Source organism: Pseudobacteroides cellulosolvens ATCC 35603 = DSM 2933 (assembly GCF_001262605.1).
Taxonomy (GTDB): domain Bacteria; phylum Bacillota; class Clostridia; order Acetivibrionales; family DSM-2933; genus Pseudobacteroides; species Pseudobacteroides cellulosolvens.
Genome location: NZ_LGTC01000001.1, coordinates 1,522,248 through 1,546,447, shown reverse-complemented (window position 1 = coordinate 1,546,447; position 24,200 = coordinate 1,522,248). Strand labels below are relative to the sequence as shown.

At 39.9% G+C, this 24,200-nt stretch carries 18 protein-coding genes; all 18 read left to right on the top strand.

Annotation, left to right across the window (positions count from 1 at the left end; translation table 11 throughout):
* Positions 1-11: 11 nt before the first annotated feature.
* Positions 12-2,309, top strand: coding sequence for an RCC1 domain-containing protein (locus Bccel_RS06455; RefSeq protein WP_476748370.1), 2,298 nt, complete (start codon positions 12-14; stop codon positions 2,307-2,309).
* Positions 2,240-7,729: an RCC1 domain-containing protein gene (locus Bccel_RS06450; protein WP_050753198.1), complete on the top strand. Its 5,490-nt coding sequence runs from the start codon at positions 2,240-2,242 to the stop codon at positions 7,727-7,729. The genes Bccel_RS06455 and Bccel_RS06450 overlap by 70 nt, the downstream gene beginning before the upstream one ends.
* Before the next feature lie 134 nt (positions 7,730-7,863).
* On the top strand, positions 7,864-12,840 hold the full coding sequence (locus Bccel_RS06445; protein ID WP_050753197.1) for a fibronectin type III domain-containing protein: 4,977 nt from the start codon (positions 7,864-7,866) through the stop codon (positions 12,838-12,840).
* 153 nt (positions 12,841-12,993) lie between these two features.
* Positions 12,994-13,131 (top strand): hypothetical protein, encoded by a 138-nt coding sequence (locus tag Bccel_RS30145; protein ID WP_154673511.1) that lies wholly within the window; start codon positions 12,994-12,996, stop codon positions 13,129-13,131.
* 9 nt (positions 13,132-13,140) lie between these two features.
* Positions 13,141-14,367: an IS110 family RNA-guided transposase gene (locus Bccel_RS06440; protein ID WP_036945356.1), complete on the top strand. Its 1,227-nt coding sequence runs from the start codon at positions 13,141-13,143 to the stop codon at positions 14,365-14,367.
* 114 nt (positions 14,368-14,481) lie between these two features.
* Positions 14,482-14,823, top strand: a complete 342-nt coding sequence (locus tag Bccel_RS06435) for a hypothetical protein (RefSeq protein ID WP_050753196.1) — start codon at positions 14,482-14,484, stop codon at positions 14,821-14,823.
* Entirely contained in the window at positions 14,783-15,238 is a 456-nt protein-coding gene (locus Bccel_RS06430) for a hypothetical protein (RefSeq protein ID WP_050753195.1), read from the top strand. Before Bccel_RS06435 ends, Bccel_RS06430 begins: the two co-directional genes overlap by 41 nt.
* A 256-nt stretch (positions 15,239-15,494) precedes the next feature.
* Entirely contained in the window at positions 15,495-16,466 is a 972-nt protein-coding gene (gene pfkA / locus Bccel_RS06425) for a 6-phosphofructokinase (RefSeq protein WP_036944273.1), read from the top strand.
* Positions 16,467-16,556: 90 nt separating this feature from the next.
* On the top strand, positions 16,557-17,243 hold the full coding sequence (locus Bccel_RS06420; protein WP_036944274.1) for a class I SAM-dependent methyltransferase: 687 nt from the start codon (positions 16,557-16,559) through the stop codon (positions 17,241-17,243).
* A gap of 62 nt (positions 17,244-17,305) precedes the next feature.
* Entirely contained in the window at positions 17,306-17,665 is a 360-nt protein-coding gene (locus Bccel_RS06415; RefSeq protein WP_036944275.1) for a DUF134 domain-containing protein, read from the top strand.
* 20 nt (positions 17,666-17,685) lie between these two features.
* On the top strand, positions 17,686-18,927 hold the full coding sequence (locus Bccel_RS06410) for an iron-sulfur cluster carrier protein MrpORP (protein ID WP_036944277.1): 1,242 nt from the start codon (positions 17,686-17,688) through the stop codon (positions 18,925-18,927).
* Between the two features lie 91 nt (positions 18,928-19,018).
* Positions 19,019-19,372 (top strand): C-GCAxxG-C-C family protein, encoded by a 354-nt coding sequence (locus Bccel_RS06405; protein WP_036944278.1) that lies wholly within the window; start codon positions 19,019-19,021, stop codon positions 19,370-19,372.
* Between the two features lie 206 nt (positions 19,373-19,578).
* A complete protein-coding gene (locus Bccel_RS06400; protein WP_036944280.1) occupies positions 19,579-19,983 on the top strand; it encodes a hypothetical protein in 405 nt (134 codons plus the stop codon).
* Positions 19,984-20,130: 147 nt separating this feature from the next.
* Positions 20,131-20,523 carry a DUF350 domain-containing protein gene (locus Bccel_RS06395; protein ID WP_036944281.1) on the top strand — a complete coding sequence of 131 codons (393 nt, stop codon included), beginning with the start codon at positions 20,131-20,133 and terminating at the stop codon, positions 20,521-20,523.
* Positions 20,524-20,536: 13 nt separating this feature from the next.
* Positions 20,537-20,710: a hypothetical protein gene (locus tag Bccel_RS30140; protein ID WP_154673487.1), complete on the top strand. Its 174-nt coding sequence runs from the start codon at positions 20,537-20,539 to the stop codon at positions 20,708-20,710.
* 30 nt (positions 20,711-20,740) lie between these two features.
* Positions 20,741-21,403: a hypothetical protein gene (locus Bccel_RS06390; protein WP_160317698.1), complete on the top strand. Its 663-nt coding sequence runs from the start codon at positions 20,741-20,743 to the stop codon at positions 21,401-21,403.
* Complete coding sequence (locus Bccel_RS06385) at positions 21,400-21,693, top strand: hypothetical protein (protein ID WP_036944285.1); 294 nt, start codon at positions 21,400-21,402, stop codon at positions 21,691-21,693. Before Bccel_RS06390 ends, Bccel_RS06385 begins: the two co-directional genes overlap by 4 nt.
* Positions 21,694-21,715: 22 nt before the next feature.
* Positions 21,716-24,184: a glutathionylspermidine synthase family protein gene (locus tag Bccel_RS06380; RefSeq protein WP_036944286.1), complete on the top strand. Its 2,469-nt coding sequence runs from the start codon at positions 21,716-21,718 to the stop codon at positions 24,182-24,184.
* Positions 24,185-24,200 lie beyond the last annotated feature (16 nt).

Below are 24,200 nucleotides of genomic sequence, written 5' to 3'. Positions count from 1 at the left end.
GCTATGCTGATATTCCACCTTATAATACTAGCTGTATCTACACGATAAGGGCGTATGACAAGTCTCATAATTTCTCCGATGAGAGCGAACCGGCAAGTGTGACAACTGATAAGTTTAAGACTATCCTTGCTGCAGCAAGCTGGAGTTTTCGAGTTGCATGTGATGGTAGTTTATGGGCATGGGGGTATAATTATAATGGTAACCTTGGAGACGGGACAACCTCGTCAAGGATTACTTCTACAAAGATTCAGGGAATAAAGGATGTAGTTTCGGTAGTGGCCGGAGGCGTGAATAGCCTTGCCTTAAAAAGTGACGGGACGGTATGGGCATGGGGATATAATGACGATGGACAGTTGGGGAACGGGACAACCACAGACAGCACTGTTCCTGTACAAGTGATCGGGTTGAACGGTGTTGTGGCTGTAGCAGGAGGATACAGCCACAGCCTTGCCTTGAAAAGTGACGGAACAGTATGGGCCTGGGGAGATAATGGATATGGACAGCTTGGTGACAGCACATATATGGATAGATTACTTCCTGTGCAGGTGAAAGAGTTGAGCGGCATAATAGCCGTAGCCGCAGGAGGAGATCACAGTCTTGCCCTAAAAAGTGACGGAACAGTCTGGGCGTGGGGACAGAATTATAATGGACAGTTGGGGAACGGGACAACCACAAACAGCACCGTTCCTGTACAAGTAAAGGAATTGAGTGGAATATCTGTAACAGCCATAGCAGGAGGAAACAGTCGCAGTCTTGCCCTAAAAAGTGATGGAACAGTATGGGCTTGGGGAGATAATTACCATGGACAGTTGGGGAACGGGACAACCGCAGACAGCACCGTTCCTGTACAAGTAAAGGAATTAAAAAATATAGTATCTATATCCGCAGGAGGAAACGGTCACAGTCTTGCCCTAAAAAGTGACGGAACAGTATGGGCTTGGGGAGATAATAGCAGCGGACAGCTTGGTGACGGGACAACCACAGACAGTGCCGTTCCTGTACAAGTAAAGGAATTAAAAGATGTAGTATCTATATCCGCAGGATGGAGTCACAGCCTTGCGTTAAAAAGCGATGGAACCCTGTGGGCTTGGGGAGATAATGAATATGGACAACTTGGAGATGGCACGGTTGTGGACAAGAAAACGCCTGTACTTTTAAAGGAGACGGATGTTCAGAAAATACCCATACATCTTTCGGTTTCTATAAAGGAAAACTCTGTGGCACTGACATGGACGCCGGGTAATATGGCTGGCACCATTGAATATGATATATTCCGTGACGGTATAAAAATTGGAACAGTAACAGGTACTTCTTATACAGATACAAGTGTGGGTACAGGTAAGATATGTGTATATACCGTAAAAGCTTGTGATGCTGGCGGAAATGTACTTGAGACTGTAAGTGCTGTATTGAACGATACTGAAAAGCCATCTGTACCTGGAGGACTGAAAGTGGTTTCAAAAACGGCAACTACTGTTTTTCTGGAATGGGAAGCCTCTACTGATAATTTATGGGTGGAGGGATATGAGATATACAGGAATGGAATCAAGATAGGGACTTCGGACCGTACAAGCTATTCAGATATGACAGTACCTCACTGTACGGCCCATAAATATACGCTCAAGGCATATGACAGATCAGGGAACCTTTCAGAAGAGAGTTCTGCGGTCAGTGTGACAACCGATTCGCTGAAATCTGTTATTTTGGGAGGAGGATCTAATTACAGCCTTGCTGTAAAAAGTGATGGGACAGTGCAGGAATGGGGAAACAGCAGCTATAGTGTAACGGTAAACGGAATAAGCAATGTAGTCGGTGTTGCAGCAGGATACAATCATAGGCTTGCATTAAGGAATGACGGCACGGTTTGGGCATGGGGCGACAACAGTAATGGGCAGTTCGGAGATGGGACAATTGCTAGCAGTTCCGTGCCTGTACAGATAAAGGAATTAAACGGAGTAATTGCCGTAGTAGCTGCGAATGACAGCAGTGCTGTGTTAAAAAACGATGGAACGGTATGGATATGGGGAAGCCGCAATATAGGACTAAGACCGGTTCAGTTGAAGGAGCTGGACAATATAATTGCCATAGCTCCGGGAACAGCCCTTAAAAGTGACGGGACGGTATGGACTTGGGACTATAATTTAAGAATTATGCAGATTAAGCAGTTAAGCGGCATAATAGCCGTAGCTGCAGGAGAATATCACAGTCTTGCCTTGAAAAGTGACGGAACGGTCTGGGCGTGGGAGAGAATTATAATGGACAGCTTGGAGACGGGACAACTACAAAAAGCGAAATACCTGTACAAGTAAAGGAATTGAGCGATGTAACAGCCGTAGCTACAGGAAGGAATCATAGCCTTGCCTTAAAAAGTGACGGGACGGTATGGTCGTGGGGATATAATAGCAATGGACAGCTTGGAGACGGAACAACTACAAGAAGAGAAATACCTGTACAAGTGAAGGAATTAAGCGATGTAACAGCCATAGCAGCAGGAGAATATCACAGTCTTGCCTTGAAAAGTGACGGGACAATATGGGCATGGGGAAATAACTACTATGAACAGATTGGAGACGGAACTTCCATGGACAGAAACACTCCTGTGCTGTTAAAAGACGTTTATCCTCCTACAATACCGACGGGCCTTTCAGCATATATAGACGGAGATAAGTTGAAGCTTATTTGGAAAGCATCAACCGACAATGTTAGTGTTAAAGGTTATAAGATATATTGCAATGGAATCCCTGCAGGGGAGATAACAGATACTGTTTACACAGAGACGGGTATATTGCCGGATAAAATATATGTATATAAGGTAACAGCCTATGACGGTGAAAACAATGTGTCGGAGGAAGCTGTTATAGTGTTGAATGACACAGAACGGCCTTCTGTTCCTTCAGAATTGAAGGTGACTTCAAAGACCGAAACGAGTGTTTCGCTAGAATGGAAGGCTTCCGTCGATAATGTGTGGGTGGAAGGCTATGAAGTATACAGGAACGGAGTAAAGATAGGGGATACAAAGGACACAAGCTTTACTGACTTGACAGCGCCAAGCAATACAACTCATATATACACAATAAAAGCCTATGACAAATCTTTTAACCTTTCAGACGAAAGCAACAAGGTAAGTGTAAAAACCGATGCAATAAAGACGGTTTCTCTTGCAGCGGGAGCTTACCACAGTCTTGCCTTGAAAAGCGACGGAATGGTATGGCAATCCGGTCAGCTTAGAAGTTCTTGGTCCAATACAAAAAGTACTGTTTATAAGCAGTTCGAAATTAGTGAAGTAACGGCCGTAGCTGCAGGAAACGGTCATAGCCTTGCCTTAAAAAGCGATGGAACGGTCTGGGCGTGGGGATATAATGAATATGGACAGCTTGGGGATGGTACTATAGTAGATAAAGGCGCCAAGCCGGTACAGGTACTGGGACTGACTAACGTGATAAGTATAGCCGCAGGAGAATGTCATAGCTTTGCCTTGAAAAGTGACGGAACGGTCTGGGCATGGGGACATAATAGCTACGGACAGCTTGGGGATGGTACTACAGTAGGTGAAGCCAAGCCGATACAGGTACTGGGACTGACTAATGTGATAAGTATAGCTGCAGGAGAATTTGATAGTTTTGCCTTGAAAAGTGATGGAACGGTCTGGGCATGGGGATATAATGGATACGGACAGCTTGGGGATGGTACTACAGAAGATAAAACTAAGCCGGTACAGGTACTGGAACTGACTAACGTGATAAGTATAGCTGCAGGAGGATATCATGGCTTTGTCTTGAAGAGTGATGGAACGGTCTGGGCATGGGGATATAATGGATATGGACAGCTTGGGGATGGTACTACAGTAGGTAAAACTAAGCCGGTACAGGTACTGGGACTGACTAACGTGATAAGTATAGCTGCAGGAGGATATCATAGCTTTGCTTTGAAAAGTGACGGAACGGTCTGGACATGGGGATATAATTATTACGGACAGCTTGGAGATGGTACTACAGAAGAAAAAACTAGACCGGTACAGGTACTGGGACTGACTAATGTGATAAGTATAGCCGCAGGAGGATATCACAGCATTGCACAAAAAAGCGACGGAACGTTTTGGGCATGGGGACGTAATAGCTACGGACAACTGGGGGATGGTACAAATATCACAAGAATTACGCCAGTAGCTTCAGTAGACGTATGTGCTCCGGCAGCACCATTAAACCTTACGGCGAGGTCTTCCGATACAGAGGTAGTGCTTTATTGGCAGTGTTGCAGTGATGATTCGGGGATATCAAAATACGAGATATACCGTGATGGTGAGAAAATAGCCGAAGATGATAAGACCTATTATAGGGATCGCAGTATCGAAACAGGAAAGGCATATGTGTATACGGTCAAAGCTGTTGATGGGGCAGGCAATATATCGGGAGCAAGTAACGAGGTAATCAACGATACACAGGCTCCGTTTGCGCCGCCGGATTTGGCGGTGGCTTCCAGAACCGCAGCAAGTATTACACTTGTCTGGACAGCTTCTGCCGATAATATTGCCGTAAAGGGCTATAATGTTTATAGGGACGGAGTATGCATCGGAACATCCTATAGCACAAGCTACACCGATACAGTGCTGAAGCCGGATACGTCATATACATATTCAATAGAGGCATTTGATGCAGGAGGTAATTATTCGCTGACTTCTCCGGAATTGACCATATCTACCTGCAAGGATACCACTGTTCCGACAATACCGGGGAATCTGTCTATAAGCCAAGGGGACGACACCCATTATACCTTGGCATGGATAAAGTCGGTCGACGATGTAAAAGTGGCTGGTTATGAAATATACCGTGATGGGGTTAAAATTGGTACGAAGATTGCCGGATCCTCCTCAGATTATGTATACTACGATGATACAGGGATTAAGGTTGGACACACTTATGTTTATACTGTAAGGGCGTATGATGATGCCGGGAATATATCAATGGAAAGTGAAGGAGTTACTATAACAGATGATTACGGAAATACTCGTAATACAGCAGTTGCTGTCCAACTAGGTAATGAAATTGCCGGCAATATAGACTATGCAAGTGACACCGACTTTCTGGTATTTACCGCACCTATTGATGGTGTATATACCATTACACTAAGTTCATTAAATTCCAAAAGAATTTGCCTGTATGATGGGAATCCAAGAGAACAGACCGGGCAGAATATAAAAATAGAAAGCAAACTATCTGCAAGCAAATCGTATTATATATTGATTGATGGATATATAGGAGGTACATATAAATATTCAGGTGAATATTCGGTAAAGGTGACATTGCCTTCAGATACTGAAAAGCCTGCCGCTCCTTCCGGTCTGACAGTACTTTCAAAATCTGAGGCTGTTGTTAAGCTAGAATGGTCTGGGGCACAGGATAATATAGGCATAGCAGGATATGAGATCTGCCGGGATGGGGTCAGTATAGGGAATACTGGCGGAGTAAGTGACAAAACAAACTATACTGATGCTCATCTTGTTCCTGGGAAAGCATACCGTTATACCGTGAGGGCCTATGATATGGCAGGCAACACTTCTGAAGACAGCAATGAGATATCGGTGACCACTGACAGTGACACAGAAGCTCCGGTTGCTTCCCAAAACCTGAGAGTGACGAAAAAGCTTCCTACATCTGTTTCATTAAGCTGGGATGCAAGTTCCGATAATGCATGGGTGTCAGGATATATCATTTACAGGGATGGAGTAAAGATCGGAACCACTGAATCAACGGCTTATACGCACAATTTTACGGTTACAGCGACGAGCTGCAGCTATTCTGTAAAGGCATATGACATATCGGGAAATATTTCAGAGGAAAGCAATGCAGTAATTTGTGACAATACGGCTCCCGATATCGTTGAAGATGTGCAGTTGGTTTTGAAATCTGATTTGTCGGTTACATTGGATTGGGCAGAACCCTTTGATAATGTCGGGACTATCTCATATGAGATTTACAGGGATGGGGTAAAAGTGGGAACTTCTGCTGATGCGGAATACACCGATACCTTATTGCAGCCTGAAACTGACTATACTTATACGGTAAAAGCCATTGATGCCGCCGGTAACATTTCAAAGCCGAGCAAAGAATTAAAAGTAAAAACAGAGCCCGACACCCAACCGCCGTCCGTTCCGCTTAACCTAAATTGTTTGCCTGGTGCTTCGAACAGCGTTACATTGGCATGGACAGCCTCTACGGATAATATAAGGGTTACAGGTTACCAGATATACCGGGACGGAAGCAAGGTCGGCAGCACAGTTAACACAGCCTATACAGATGAGGGCATTGATAAAAGCAAGAACTATGTATACACGGTAAGAGCATTTGATTCTTCGGGAAATGTGTCAGATAACAGTAAACCTGCCGTACTTGATGGTATTGCACCTTCTGTACCTCTGAATCTTAAGGTGGCATCAAGAGGGTCAAACGTAATAAGCATTGCTTGGAGTGCTTCGACAGACAATGTTGCAGTGGCAGGCTATGAGATATACCGAAACGGTATTAAGGCAGGTACTGTTAAGGATACATTTTATACAGATACCGGGCTTGAATTGGATAAAAAATACCGTTATACCGTAAAGGCCTATGACAAAGCAAACAATGTTTCGGGCTTAAGCGACGGCATTGATGCGGAAACAATACTTGACAATGAATTGCCGTCTGCACCTTCGGATTTGAAAATACACAGAAGGACCGGCTCTACTGTTACCTTAAACTGGACGGCTTCCACAGACGATACAGGAGTGGCAGGATACAAAATTTACAGAAATGAAAAAGAAGTTGGTGCATCATTGGTGACATCCTATACAGATACAAAATTGGCAGTGGATACTGTATATACTTATTCAATTAAAGCTTTTGATGCATCAGGAAACTTGTCTAAGGCAAGCGATACCATTGGTGCAATGCCTTTAAAACCTGAAATTGTAAAGGTAAGCCCTTCTAATTTGGAGGTTATAGGAGGTGCGGCAAAATCTGAACTAAGAGTTTATTTTTCAGTAAGCAACGAACGGGAGGGAGTACGGGCAAAATTTGAGTATTCCACTGATGGCTCAGAATGGAAAACAATCCTTGGAACGATAACCGGACCTGTAGCACAAGATCCATCTACAAAGTATTTTTCTTGCCAGTGGGATTTATACCCCATTAAGACAGGAGAATATCGTGTGCGATATACGGTATATGATGAGGCAGAAGCAGAGAGTCATCTGGAAGTTGTTTATGAGGTAGACAGGGAGGCTCCGTCAACCCCTTCAAACCTCAAGATTGACTCCGTATACGGTGAAGCACAGATGTCATGGGAATGTGCTCCCGAGGCTAATGTTACCGGCTATAGAGTTTACAGGGGAGAAAGCATATCAGGGAGATTCCTGCCCATTAAAGCAGTTGAGGGACGTATGACAGGCTGTTTTACAGATACATCCGTAAAAGAGGGGAATACATACTATTATAAGATCACGGCAGTAGACAAATTCGGTCAGGAGAGTCGCTCGTCCAATATCGTATCTGCTGTGATAGTAGGAGGCGATATTGAAAAACCTTCTGTAATTTCTATAAAACCTGCGAACAAAGAAAGATTTCGTCAGGAAATGATGATAACTGTTGAAGCTATGGACAATGTTATGGTTATGAGCATAAAACTGCAGTACTCTCTTGACAAGGGGCAGACATGGGCTGATATTGACTCGGTGTTTACTAAAGGAAAAATATAGCAGAGTTTAAATGGACTCCTGAAATTAATGGGGAGGTATATGTAAGGGCTATTGCTGTTGACAGAGCGGGAAATGAGAGTGACGGGACGCTCCAACGCCAATATATAATAGATCGTCAAGGCCCGGGGAAAATTGTGGGACTCAGCAAGGCAGAATATGCGAACAGTATAGTCCTGTCATGGGATGATGTAGAAGATGAAGATTTTTCATACTTTGAAGTAGAACAAAAAGATTCTCCGGATGGAAGTTTTAGAAGTGCTGGAAGGGTCAACGACAAGCTTGGTATGCAGATTACAGGTCTTAGCTGTAATTCGACTTACTGGTTCAGGGTAGTTGCATATGATGTTCTCGGCAACAGAGGAACATACTCAGATGAAATAGAAGTAACTACTACAAAGGATGTATATGCACCTGTAATAATGCATATAGGTCCGGCACCAGGATATTACAGTGACAGGATAAGGCTTCAGGCCAATGCGAGGGACAATGAAGGGGTAAAAACATTTACTTTCCAGATTTCTTACGACATGAAGATGTGGAAGGATGTTGCAGTTTTAGAACAGGAGGGTTCACCATTATATGCTTCAGTGAATTATGATATGGATATCTCCGGAATGAAAGAAGGAAACTTTTACATACGCAGCATAGCTTCCGATGAGTCAGGGAACTCAACTGGCGGTTCATCTTTTGTAGAGTACAGGATTGACCATACTCCTCCGGGACAGCCGGAAGGCTTCAAAGCAACTTTTGATTATTCACACATTACCCTTATATGGGATAAAGGCAAGGAAGATGACCTGAATTTTTACAGGGTATACCGGAGTACAGCTGAGACAGGACCGTATACGCTCCTCAAAGATAATGTATTGGCATTGGGTTATATCGACAGTGGAGCAACTGAAAATACTACTTATTACTATAAGGTAACAGCTGTTGACTGTGCAGATAATGAAAGCCTTGCTGCAGGTCCGATGAAAGGTGCTTTGCTGGAATCAGGAACGGACGCTGAAAAGCCCGAAATTATTACAATATCTCCTCCTACCGGCTCAATGCTTCCCGCAAACCCAACAATAGGTATACTTGTCGAGGATAACTATAAGGTAGCTTCGGTTACGGCAGAGTACAGGGTGCAAGCAGACCAGGCTGCTGAATGGAAGCTTATCGGGACAGCAGATGTGGATAAATACAGGGATATAGTCGAATTCAAGTGGAATACATCGGGAATGTCCGACGGGAATTATACTGTGATAGTAACAGCAAAAGATACGGCTGGAAATGTGAGTGACGCAAAGGAAGTAAACTATCGGCTTAATGTGGAGCCTCCGGCAGCACCTGTTCTTACTGCTTCGGCCGGGGACTTTAAGGCGGTGCTTTCATGGACATGTGGGGAAGAGAGCGACCTCGCAGGATTCCTTATATATCGAAGCATGGTACAGAACAGCTTTAATGACTACGAGTGTATAAATAGTACAAAATACCGTTCATACACAGATGACAGTGTTGAACCAGAGAAAACATACTATTATATGGTTAAAGCCGTAGATATAAGGGGCAATTCAAGCTGGAGCAATAAGGCGCAAGTTATTCCTACCGGTAAGGACACTGTTTTGCCTGTAGCTGTTGCGGGAGAAGAGCAAACAGCCATAGTGGGAACGGAGGTCGAACTTGACGGTAGAGGGTCTTATGATAATGACCGGATAGCGAGCTACGAATGGGATTTTGGTGACGGAAATACGGCAAAAACAGCAAGAGCCGTACATATTTACACAAAAGAGGGTGAATACAATGCAACTCTTACTGTCTATGATCCTGCTGGGAACAAGGCCAGCAGCGTGACAAAAGTAAATGTAGTTGCATATGACAAGGCGTGCGGTGTTGAAATAAAGATTGTGGATGAGTCAGACGGAGCTTGCATACCGAATGCAAAAGTATTGGTACAGTCTGATGACGGCACTGTAAAAGAATTTGCTTCAAACAGCCGGGGAATTGTGAAATTGTCAAGTAAGGAAGGTATGCTGAAAATTTTTGCCTATAAGAACGATTATAGTTCTGTGGAAGGAGAGGCCATACTTGAAAAGGGAAAGAGTGTGAAAACAACTCTTTGCTTAAAGAAATCGTCAATTATGGTTGGTGAACTGAAAGTAAAAAGGATGACTCTGGATGAGATAGTGAATGCGGGTATAGACGTTAATGATCCTCAGAATCAATGGGTATACGAATGCGAGATACATTTGGGATTCACTCCTGTAACATTCACAGTCAACGGAAGTGGCGGAATACTTGGCGGATATGGCGGCGGATATGGTTGGAACGGATATGGTTGGAACGGATATTGTTTCAGTTATGGAGAGTATTACATTTACCCCAATGCGGTATCTTGTCCGCAGCATCCTGAGGTAGCCCCTACCATTTACTATCTGGTTATTCCTGCAAAGGTAAGTTGGGTAAAAGAATTCTTTGAGGTGACCTTGATAATGCAAAATACCTCAGAAGCAGGCTCACCGTTTGTTGTAACAAATTCCTCTGCCGAGCTGAAAGCTCCTGATGGGCTGACATTTATACCATCAGATTTTTCAAGTAATACTGTGGTGGAAATGGGGAATATAGCCCCTGAAGAGGTGAAAGAGGCAAAGTGGGTTTTAAGAGGGGACAAGAAAGGCAGCTACAACATTAGGGCTGAATTTAACGGTATTTTGCAGCCTTTCGGAGAGAACATCAATGCTGTTTACACAACAAAAGATCCTGTTAAGGTATGGGGTGAAGATGCTGTTGTTATGCATGTCAAAGCGGAGGATTATACTTTTGAAGGGGAGCCGTACCTTGTAATGGTGAATCTTGAAAATGTATCCGATGCAGAGCTTTACAATGTAAGTCTGGACATAAAACAAGGTGAAAATTATACCATAGCACCTGAATGCCAGACTCCAGCAGTCTTTGAAAAAATAAAGCCTAGAGAGGTGAAAGAGGTTGAGCTATGGCTGATTCCTTCTTTTACAGGGAAGCTTGATCTGAGTAAATCATTTATTGTGAAAACCGACGGAAATGCCACCATAAAAACAACATTAGGGTCTATTTCTGCTTCGAAGGCACTTCTTCAGGTGCAAACCGATTCTAATTTTGTTGAAGCAGACCAGGATAATTATTATACCTATGACATTATTGCCGATATTAAAGATTGGCGTGATACTGCAGAAAATGTCACGGCAGAAATTGAACTGTCTGACTTTGAAGGAATACAGAATATACAGTTTATTGGCTCTGATCGGCTAAAAGTACAATTGGGCACACTTGAGCCGGGTATGACGAAGACAGCCGTATGGAGGATCAAATTTAAAGCTGTTTCAGCAACATCTTCACTGGATTATATAATCAAAGTGAGTGGAGATAATGCAAGAAGCAAAAAAATAAGCGGTTTTATCAATGCAGGGAATGCTAAATTCAAGCTTGCTCTTGATTCAGAGGAAAAAGGAGTATCGGATGACGGATATTGTACTTATACAATAAAGGCAAGTATATCAAACAGTGGAGGAATAGCGAAAAATGCAAAGGCATCAATAAAGATACTCTCAGAAAGTGAGGTGCAGTATACGCAGCTTGTTTCGGATACTGTACAGTATATTGGTATTGTCAGCAAAAAGGTTACAGCATCATGGGATATAAAATTCAAACCTAAATCAAATTCCTCGAAAATAGAGTATCAAGTAATAGTAAGTGCCGACAATGCCCAGAATGTAACCCAAAATGGTGTGTTAACCATGGAAGGCGGATTGATTATATATGTTATGGACAAAAATGGGCTTTCAGCTATAAACAACGCAGATGTTACCATTACAAACGAAAAGGGCAAAAAAATGTCCCAAAAAACTGGAAAAGAACAATCTGGAGTAGCGATGTTTTTTGTCAAGAAGGATATGTACAATTTAAACGTAAGAAAAGAAGGATATTACGACTATACTTTGAATATTGAGTATGTCGGAGATCAATTATTCACCGTTGTGCTGGACAATGAGGAAAGTAGCGTGAACCCATACATTCAGGCTGCTTATTATGAAGATTCATTTAATGATGGAAAATGTGATTTGTCTATACAGGACAAAATTATTGAACTTGGTAACTCTCAGCAAGTAAGGATTGAAGCTTCAGTCAACTGGCGCGGATGTCAGCCGGGCGAAATACGCCTTTATAACGGAAGTGAATATACGTCTTTTAGCGGAGAAGTATTTTCAGGAACATTTGATGGGATTTTTTCTACTGAAGGTAATGACACTTATTTGTTGGCAATTTCTGGAGACGGAAAGAAATCGCAGATGTTCCATATAAACCTTTTCTTCAAGAGACGCTCTTACAGCAAGGAGGGCGGAATGAAGATTATCCCAGCGGCACCAGAACTGGAAATGCCTTTTAAAGCACAATCATTCCCAGATATGGAGTTTAAGTTTGAGCTTGGTCCAGTAAGCTACGTGTCAATGATAGAGGATAACAAGACGAAGGTCGTTTTGGGAGTAGATGTGAGTAAATTAAAGGAAAAGGGGTTGATAAGTTCTATAGCAGATGATATAGGCGAATGGGCAGATAGTATGGAAAGATTTAACAAGGCCAAGGGTCTTATGGATACCTTAAAAGCTGAGTCTTGTTATTATGATGTAAGCGATCAGAAGGGGACCCCTAGCTTTAAAATAATGGGCTATTACGAGACTGATCTTAATACGGGTGAGACCAATGGTGGAATGATAGGTAGTTTCTCAGGAACATGGGATATGACAAGGCAATTTATAATAGGTTATGTTCCTGTATATATATCTCTTGGGCTGGAAGTCGGGGTTGACCTAAAAGTTGATATTAAGGGGAATGCTGGTTCAGTAAAACCTTTGATAGAGGTTAGTCCGGCTATAAAACCTTCTGCCGAGGCAGGGGTTGGTATAGCAAATGTACTTAGCGTTGGAGTAAATTTGGAGTGCTCAATAGGTGCGACATTTAAATATGACGATAAAATATCAGCAGAGGGAGAAGTCGGTGAAAGTTTCTCTATTGTTGCCAAAGCTCTTGCATTTGAATACTCGTGGACATTCCAGGAGGCTAAGCAGCCGTTTTGTCAGAAGAAAATTGAATAGGGCAGGAAACTATATCAAATTTCCAATAAATTGATTATCATTAAAGGGGGCGGTCTCAAAATGAAACTTGAGACGGGCCCCTTAAAGCAAATGATAGTTATGTAGAGATTCTTGAGTATGCCCTTGTAAAATTGGTAAGGGGACATTAAAGGCATGTTATCAGACTGTGAAAAGTGTGTAAATAAGAATACGGAAGCTTGGCGTACCTGTTCTGAAACTTCTGGAGGGAAACCTTCAATGTATAAAGAAATTGTGGATGAAAAATGTGATTGCCTTAATAAAATATTGTAGGTGATATATATGTTAAAATTGTATGAGAAAGTATGTGGATTGGATGTACACAAAGCAAGTATAACCGCATGTATTATAACGCCAGAAGGAAAAGAAATAAAGACATATGGAACTATGACAGCGGATATTATTGAAATGATTGAAGAAATAAAAAACAAAGGATGCACCCATGTAGCGATGGAGAGCACAGGAGTTTATTGGAAGCCAATATACAATTTGTTGGAAGCAGAAGATATTGAGACTTTGGTTGTTAACGCTGCACATATTAAGGCTGTTCCAGGGAGAAAAACTGATGTAAAAGATTCGGAATGGATAGCAGAATTGTTGCAACATGGATTATTAAAAGGAAGCTATATTCCAAAGAGAGATCAACGGGAACTGCGAGAATTGGTAAGGTATAGAAGGAGTTTGGTTCAAGAAAGATCAAGAGAAGTAAATAGATTACAGAAAGTTCTTGAAGGAGCAAATATCAAGTTGTCAAATGTAGTTTCAAATGTTCTTGGAGTTTCAGGAAGAAAAATGGTTGAGGAATTGATTAAAGAAAAAGATGAAAAAGATTTAGAGGTAATTGCTCAACTAGCAAGAGGAAGAATGCAGGAAAAAATTCCACAAATAATTAAGGCATTGAATGGAACTATAGGAAAACATCAAAAAATGATAATTGCAGCCCAGCTTGAACATGTTGATTTTCTTACTAAAAAAATTGAGGATATAGACAAAGAAGTGGAGGAAAGGATGATCCCTTTTAAAGAAAGCCTGACACTACTGGATGGAATTCCTGGTGTTGGGCTAAGAGTAGCACAAGAGATTGTAGCAGAAATAGGGACAGATATGGAAAGGTTTGCTGATTCATCAAAATTATCTTCATGGGCAGGTATATCTCCTGGGAATAATGAAAGTGCTGGGAAAAGAAAGACTGGAAAAACAACCAAGGGAAACAAACATTTAAAAAGTGCACTTACAGAGGCAGCAAGAGCCGCCGCTAAAATCAAGAATACATATCTTTCAGCACAGTATAAAAGAATTGCAGCAAGAAGAGGTAAAAACCGGGCAGCAATAGCAGTCGGTCATAGTATTTTAGTTATTGTATATCATATTTTAAAATATAATAAGCCCTTTAAAGAACTTGGTGACGAGTATTTCATCAAGCAAAGAGAAAAAGTGGTTATGAAAAGTGCGGTTAAAAGATTGGAGTTACTCGGATTTAAGGTGTCTCTGGAACCCAAAGCATCTTAAAACCAAACTAAAAACAAAAGCTTAAAGGCGTAAAAACATACGCTTTGGTTACTTGTGTGCCAAATTTGCCGTATGTTTCAGAATAGAATAGAATAGAAGTTATTAAATAGCCAGTTGGATACAAATTGGGAACAAATGCTTTCAGGGTTTGCCAATGAGGTTTTTCTTGGAATGACAGAAATACTTGGTGACAACATGAAATACTACTGGACATTATGGCAGAGTGAGATGGCTAAAGATTACATATTCGACGATACTCGGTCATTAGCTCCTTTGATGGAAAACCTTCTTCGCCATTCAATAATTACAGGCACATATGACAGAGTATTAAAATATATGGGACATCCTGTAAGGAAAGATGGTCAACCACATCCGCTTGCAAATCCAGAGCTAATGCCAAAGGTCAGTACTTGGCATGACGGTACAAGGATCAAAAATTTCAGCAGAAAGGAATAAAAGTTTTGCAGAACAGCTTGCAACTGTTTCTGATAAAACACCTGTTGCCAAACTGTTTGAAGATATTACAGTTTCAATTACCCGTAATGGGAAAAAGTTTAGAGGCTTAGATGTAACCGGAAAGGACAAGGAAATTTTAAGGGCAATATCAGATCCTATTTTCAATGCAGGTTCTATAACGAATAAAACATTGCAAGGAAAATTAGTTGGCACAGAATGGGCAAATGGAATGACTGATAAAAAACTTTCTTCGAAAATCAGTCGCCAGATTTCATTACTTCGCTCCCATGGTATTATTAGGAAGCTACCCAAGCAGCATAAGTATGCCTTAACTGACAAAGGCCGAAAAATATCCTCTGCTTTAAATGCTATATTATCCGCATCAACAGAGGACTTGGCAAATTTAGTTGCCTAAATTCTTGTTTTTTATTAGTGTTTTAAAGACATAAGGTACTAAAACATTGGTAGGCATTACAATCGTTTTTTCATAGACAACATCATGTGATGGATAATAATGTCAACAGATTTGCCGATTAATATTCCCAATTTATATTATAAAAAAATATAGTTTTATGAAGAATAATGTGGTATTATATCAAAAAAGATAAAAACTACAGATGTATGGTTCTTTAAAATATAAATTTGTTAGTAGTTTGGTAGGAGGTATTTTTATGGATAATGCAAGAAGTATAGGAGTTCTGACAAGCGGGGGAGATGCACCAGGAATGAATGCGGCTATAAGAGCTGTTGTAAGATCGGGTATCCATTGGGGCTTTAAGGTAATGGGAATTCGCAAAGGTTATAATGGTCTTATTAATGGGGATATATTTGAAATGTCATTAAGAAGCGTATCGGATATTGTCCACCGTGGAGGTACGGTACTGCAGACAGCACGTTGTCTTCCATTTAAGACTGAAGAGGGGATACAGCAAGGTGCCGCTATGGCTAGAGTTTTTGGACTTGATTCTCTTGTTGTAATTGGGGGAGATGGATCGTTTCGCGGAGCTAAAGATTTGAGTGCCCATGGAATAAAGGTTGTGGGTATTCCCGGTACAATTGACAATGATATAGGGTGCTCCGAATATACAATTGGTTATGATACAGCTTTAAATACCGTTCAGGATGCACTGGACAAAATACGTGATACGGCATATTCTCATGAACGCTGTAGTGTTTTGGAGGTTATGGGACGTAAAGCGGGGTATATAGCTTTAAATGTGGGTATTGCCTGCGGTGCTGAAGTGGTTTTACTACCGGAAAAGAAATTTGAGTTTGACAAAGACATAATAAAGCCCATAATCGAAGGCCGCAATCGCGGTAAAAAGCACTATATTGTTATAGTGGCAGAAGGTGTTGGCGGGGCTATAGAGGTTGCAACGGAGATAGAAAAGATAACTGGAATTGAATCAAGAGCGACTATACTTGGACATATACAAAGGGGCGGAAGTCCTACTGTGCGTGACAGGGTTACTGCAGGCATGATGGGAGTCAGGGCTGTTGAATTGTTGAAGGATGGTATAGGCAACCGTGTAATTGCATTAAGGGAAGGCAAGGTTGTTGATATAGAGATTAATGAGGCATTGGAAATGAAGAAGGATATTGACGATAATCTTATAGAGCTCAGTAAGATTTTATCACTATAGGTAGTGATTATAGGATACCCGGTACTGATTGTGCGAATAATTAGTACTGGGTATTTTTGTTGAAAAATAAGGGAGGAAGGGAAAAATAAAATGTCATTAAAATATGAATCGATTGTTCCCTGGGGTAGATCATTTGATGAATACGTAGAAATGTTTAAGTTAACGGAGTCAGAGCTGGAAAAAGAAATATTGGGCTGTGGAGATGGTCCTGCAAGTTTTAATAGTACTATGAAAAAGAAAGGCAGAACGGTAGTTTCCATTGATCCGATATATCAACTCAGCAAGGAAGAAATCGAAAAACGTATTGATGAAACATATAAGGAAGTAATGGATCGAACAAGTAAAAATATGGATAAATTTATTTGGACTAATATTAAGGATGTGGAGCACTTAGGTGAAATCAGAATGGCTGCCATGAAAGAATTCCTGCAGGATTATGATGTTGGCAAAATAGAAAATAGGTATGCATTTGCCCAGCTGCCCATTCTGCCGTTTAAAGATAACCAATTTGATATAGCTCTTTCATCTCACTTTTTGTTTTTATACTCTGATAATTTGTCTTTTGAGTTTCATAAAAAGGCTATTAATGAGATGCTGCGTGTTTCAAAAGAAGTGAGGATTTTTCCGCTCCTTGATATAAATGGGGCAAGGTCGGCATATGTATACGATATTATGAAGCTATATTCGGATTATGGCTATTATGTGCAGGAAGTATATGTTGATTATGAGTTTCAGAAAGGCGGCAATAGCATGTTGAAAATAGGTAAATCCCGTTGACTTGTAAGTAAAATAGTAGTAATATGTTTATGTGCATATGCACATAATGAAAGGGTGGTTAGATGCCAAGGCCAAAGAAATGCAGGATGGTGGGTTTTGTACCTGATAATCCATGCTTTCATCCACAGTTGCACAATAAAGATGAAGTAGTTTTAAGTATTGAGGAAGTTGAATCCATTAGGCTTTCTGATTATCTTGGATTGGAGCAGGACAGTGCTGCAGAGAGTATGAATGTATCTAGAGGAACTTTCCAGCGAATAATCAATTCTGCCAGAAAAAAGACTGCAGATGCACTTGTCCATGGAAAGACAATTAGAATTGATGGCGGAAATTATGAAATGTCATCTACTAAGCCTTGCTGCAGGAGGCATAATGGCAGATGCAGCCGTACAGAGTGTGATAAATGTCATGAAAACAAATAATGCTTTAGAGGTGAAGAAAAATGAATGAAAGTAGTTGTGGTAGTGCAGGCTGTGGAAGTTCCTGCTCTGGGAATTCAAATGCCTGTCATGATTTTATTGAGAAGACTCACGAGTTAAACACAATAAAAAGAGTTATCGGTGTTGTTAGTGGTAAAGGTGGTGTAGGAAAGTCACTTATAACATCAACACTAGCAATAACAATGCGTAGGAAAGGATATAAGGTTGGAATTTTAGATGCTGATATTACCGGACCTTCCATACCTAAAATGTTCGGAATTACAAAAAAGGCTGAAGGATGCGAGTTTGGCATCTATCCCCAAAAAACACATAATGATATCAGTGTTATGTCTATAAATCTTTTGCTTGAGAAAGACGATTCTCCAGTTATATGGCGTGGACCTGTAATTGCAGGGACGGTAAAACAGTTCTGGACAGATGTCATATGGGGTGACATTGATTACTTATTCCTGGATATGCCTCCCGGTACTGGGGATGTTCCGCTGACTGTATTTCAATCAATACCTCTAGATGGTATAGTAATTGTCACTTCACCGCAGGACTTAGTTTCATTGATTGTGAAGAAGGCTTATAATATGGCTAAAGCAATGAATATTCCAATTTTGGGCATCGTGGAAAATATGAGCTATTTAAGGTGTCCAGACTGCAGCAAGGAAATAAAGCTTTTTGGTGAAAGTAAAATTAATTCTGCCGCAGGAGAATTAGGTATAAAGGTTCTTGGAAAAATGCCAATTGATCCGGAAATTGCACAATTATGTGATAAAGGTGAAATAGAAAAGACTGATAATGAGTATTTGGCAGATGCAGCTTTGCATATTGAAAAAATACTGGCTATTAATGGAGAGGAGAAATCTGTTATGAAAATTGCAGTTGCTACAGAAGGAAGTAATGTATCAGGACATTTTGGAAAATGCGAGAACTTTACAATTGCCGAAATTGAAAATTCTGAAGTTAAAAATAAAGTTGTTGTAAACACACAGGGTAATCAACATGGATTATTGCCTGCTTTCCTTGCATCACATAATGTGAGTGTTGTTATAGCAGGAGGAATGGGTGAAGGTGCAAAACAAAACCTTGTTTCTAAGGGCATTGAAATAATAACTGGAGCAAGCGGAAATATTGATGAAGTTATCAATTCATTTTTAAATGGGAGATTGAAATCCTCTAATACAGGATGTGCAGGTCATGGCCATTCCCATGGACATGGCAATGGTGATAGCGGGTGTAATTGCGGACATCACTAATAAAGTGGAAGGTATTAGCAAGAAATGAGCATGGATCAGGTGGGGATGGTTTCTGAAAACTATCCCGTCTGGTTAAAGCAGGAGGGTTTAAATGTCTATAAATAAAGCAAGAAATCATTATCTTGGTAAAGAAGGATATGAACGAATGAATTGTGCACAATCAGTGATTAGTGCCTTTAAAGATAAATTTAATTTAAGTGCAGAAACTGTTGAGTTATTTAAGGCTTGTGGCGGAGGAAGAGCACCGGAAGGATTATGTGGTGCATTTTATGCTGCAAAGTATATTATGGGAAAGAATAATGCTGAAAAAATAAGTGCTGACCTGGAAAATTATTTTTTAGATCAAGCAGGAAGCGTTAAATGCCATGAAATTAGAAGGTGTCGGAAGATGTCCTGTGTTGATTGTGTTGAAAAAAGCTGTGAATATCTGGAAAAAATCGGCTAGGCGAAAGAATTATGGATACTATTTATAATAATCTTTTGATAAATTTGTTCAAATCACAAAGCTCTGTATCTGATGCTGTTCTAAAGCTATCTATTCCGTTCTATCCAAATGAATATTGTAAGTGATATAGTTGGTAACATCTACATATTGCGAAAAGGTTTACCCGAGTAGATAATAATTGGTTAAATAAAGGAGGCTAGCTGCTTATGCAATATCAACAATACTATTGTATATATGGTAACGATAAACTATTAAACAACAATTCAATAGATAAGGAATTGAGAGATATATTAGCAGAGCCGGTAATGCTTGTTAATCCCCAGGGCGGGATGACAGACTGGAAACATGAGGATTATGAGATTTCTGTAAAAATAATGTTTTTAATGTTTTTGAATACTGAATATGATGACAGCTTTATAAAAGATTCACCAATAAGTATTGAGTTTTTTGACCAATGGTGGAAGCTGAAAGTATGCAGTGATCAAATATACAGAGATGAAATTTTTGAAAAAGCTGATAATATAATAATTAATAAAATACAATTAACTGGTAAGGAATTACCTGATTCATTTATAAATGACTTGAAATTACGTATAAAGAATAAGGAATGATTGGTTTAGAAAATGTATCTATATATCATAGTTATTTTTAATTTTTGTATGAAGAGCTTTAGTACATGATGTCATGAGTTTGACAATATATTCTATAGGATTTATAATACAAATGGTAAAAAATATTTTGGAAAAGGGAGATTCCATATGAGTGATTACATCAATGCGGGAACTTTTTTCCTTGCAACATCAGCAGTTGTGTTAATTGCTACATTCATTTTTAACTTGATTACAAGTTACAAGATCTGGGATGAAATTCAAAAGGGAAATATGGCAGTAGCCATGGCAACCGGCGGCATAGTTGCAGGTGTTGCAAACATTATGCATTTTGCCATATCATCAAATGACTCGATTGTTAAAACAGCTATATGGGGTGGTATTGGAACTGCAGCACTTCTTATTGTGTATTTTGCATTTGAGCTTTTAACACCAAAGCTTAACGTGAGTGAAGAAATTGGTAAAGGAAACCGTGCTGTAGGGTTTATTTCGATGATTTTTTCCATTTCCTTCAGCTTTATTATTGGTGCCAGTATTTTTTAAAAGGAGATAATTTATGTTTAAAGAAATCAATATTTATATAACATTCGATTCCTGGATGAAAGAAGAACCGGATGCCGTAATTAAGGGTGCAATAAAGTTTAAAGGCGAAAGCCATCTGGAAATTCAAGATGAAAACGGCTACACACAGATAATAAATCTCAATAAGTTATATGCTGTTGTTTATTGAGTTTGGTAGAATAATATGGAATTGAGTAATATGGATTTAAATAATATGGACAAAAGGCTTAGGGATTATAACCCCTACGAGATTTATAAAAAATGGTATGGAGTTCAGGGGTATTTTAGCTGTTTTTTCAGATCAACTCCATTTGTATCCCTTAAACACTATCCTGATTTTACAATTGAAAATTACCGGAATGATATTTCAAAGATAGACAATCAAATAGTACGGTTAATTAAAAACTATGATCTGGAAAAATCACTTATACTTGTTGAGACTACAATGGAAAGATCTATTGAGGCAGCTTATGGGCTTTATAACCAATGTGACTTAAAGCCTGTTTTTACATTTAATCATATTTATCATGCCCATGGGATAATTGGTACAAAAATGGATATAAGTCTTTTGATGGAGTTAGGAGCAAAGATTACTGGAGGAGATACAAAAGGTTGGGCTTTCTTCATTGACAGCAGAAGATATGGAGAAGAGAGACCAGAGGTGCTAAGAAAGCTTTTTAACAACCAGTATGAGCTTACCTATGATGATTTGCCGCCTGCAGAAATGTTAAAAGACCTTAAATATGAACGCATTATATATTTTTATACAGACGATATAAAGGAAGACGTGGATTATTACATAAATTATATTAATGAAAATGGATTGGAAGTAATTAAATACAAGTTACAGGGGGAAGTATGAAAGAGGAAGATAAGGAAAAAGTACGATTTCTTTCTAAAAATAACAAAGCTGCAGCCCTCACTCTTGCAGTTTTCTTAGCTGTAAGTACTTCGCTTACAGGGTGTGGCTGTCACAATACTGAAGAAGAGGATGAAGAGGATGAGTTTTATTACTCAGGCGGCGGAATATACCATTCAGGAGGATATTATTTCTCATCCGGTGGCACATATAGTCAAGGAACCTGGGGCAAAAAAAGCACTGTTTCAAAATCCGGGTATTCTTCGAGCAAAGGCGGAAGCATAGGTAGTTGAATGAATGGAAGGGTATTAGTAAATGAGCAGGCAAACACGCTTTAATCAAAGAAAACATACCGAGAATATATTGTTTGATTATTATATGGTCAGTTCAAGCAGGGAGGACCTTATTCACTCAAAATTCCCTGTTTACCTGGAAAAGAGCGTTTATGAGGACATGGTTTATTCGGCAGAGGTGCTGGATAAGCTGGTACGGAGAATAATTGAAAGAACTGTAGACCATAAGGATGATATGTTTTTCCATTATGGAGAGTTTCCTTTGCACCAACTGGTTAAAAGCCTCAAGCTGCCGTTACCGCCGTTTTTTTGGGCAAGGTTTGATGCCTTTATAAGGGAAGATGGAGGAATATTCTTTAGTGAGTTTAACTATGACAAGCCCTGTGCACAGAGGGAAATCATAATAGCAGGGGAATGCAGCCTTGAAGAAAATCCTAATTTACATTTTATTGAGGATTTTCAAAAGGCATTTAAAAATTTGTGGGACCAATTCGGTAACGGAGCTAAAAATCCTAATGTAGCTATCCTTGTGGATCCGGGGCATTATGAAGAGGCACACCTTGGTTTTTTATACAGGGATTTATTAAAGCCTTTGGGATTTGAAACAATAATTGCAGGCGGAAAGAACCTGGAAGTGGAAGGGGATTGCCTCTACTCATTCGGCAATAAGATTGACATTATTTTAAGACAGTTTCCTACTGAGCACCTTTATGAGTGTAATGACGCTGAACGGATTTTAGACTTATATCAAAAGGGAAAAATACTTTTGCTGAACGATCCGAGGGTTGTGTTTGGCCAGACCAAAAGCCTGTTTGCATATCTTTGGGAAATGGTTGAAAGAAGGGATCCATTTTTAAGTGATGAAGAAGTTAGTGTTATTGTAAGGACAATACCTAAATCAACATTATATGATCCTTCTCATATGGATGAGGTAATAAAAAACAAGAATGACTATGTGATAAAAGCAGCCTATGGCAGGTACAGCCATGAAGTATATATCGGCTGTATGCATAATGATAATGAATGGCTAGAGACAATAAAAACTGTCAATAGTTCTACCAGACTTCATATATTACAGGAATTTTGCCCTGTTCAAAAGCAGAATACCATGTATTATAACGGCAGGTTTTATGATGAGACACAGGCAATGGGCAATTACGGAATATATCTTACAAACGGCAGTTTTTCAGGTGTTTGTGTAAGATGGAGCCGGGATTATCTGTCACTTGATGAAACGGTATGGAGTAGTCCCGTTGGAATTGGGGTTTCGCCGTTTTCCATAGTGAAACTTCCATCAGAAGGAAGAAAAGACATTTGGAACAACATTAATGAGAAAACAGCCTTTGAATATGGGTATACCGGGGGATATACGGGAGCTTGCGAGTCTTTTTCATTAGATGCACTGGTTATAAGGCAGCAGTATTTTAATGAATTGGAAGAAGCATCAGAAGGAATATGGGCTGTCATTGAAAAAACAATTCAACTTGTAAGGGAGAACCATAGCATATTCTGTCCCGTTTTAGGTATAGAAGACAGTTTGCAGGATTTGATTACCCAAAACGTTACAGATCATACGGCTTTTATTGCACGTTTGGATTGGGGAATGGACCCAATGGGTAATTGGCATATGCTTGAAATTAATTCAGAAACACCTGCAGGCTTAATGGAGAGCATAGCATTAAATAATGTAATAAAAAATGAGCTTAAAATAGAGTTAAGGGACCCGAATAGGAAACTTATTAAACTCATACGTGAAGTATTTGAGAGCATTGTCAGCGACTACAGCAGATTTAGACCTGTAAGAAACATAGGTTTTGTTACAGATTCGTTTAGTGAGGATTGGTATAATACAAGACTTTTAAGTGAACTATTAGCAGATACACCATACAACATTATTATAGGTGAGATATCGGGTCTTAGTGCAAGGGATAAAAGGCTTTATCTATATGATGAACCCCTTGACGCTATATACAGGTACTATCCTCTTGACTGGCTGGCTAATGATCCTTATTTTGACGGTGTCACTCTCGCATTAATGGAGAATACACCAAGCATTAACTCTCCGGTTTCTTTTATTTGTCAAAGCAAGGCTTTTTTAGCACTGGTATGGGAGCTTAATGAACAGGGATTTTATGAAGAGAGAGATAGTAAATTAATTGAAAAGTACATACCTAAGACTGCATTGACAGCAAAGAAAATGAAAGGCATAGAAAATTATATTATTAAACCCTTTTTTGGAAGAGAGGGGCAGGATATTACATTTAGCTTTTCAATGGAAAATGGCAAAACCGTAAATTCTATTTTCCAGGAATGGGTTGATCTAAAGACAGTACAACTAAATCTTCATACAACTGTCTATTCGGCACAAAATTCTGTTTGTCCTGTTATTGGGACTTACATGTTAAGTGGAAAATTCGGAGGAATATATACAAGGGGCGGAAGTCGAGTAACTGACCATAATGCTGTATATATACCTACATATATAGATTAATGGAAGAAAGTAAAAG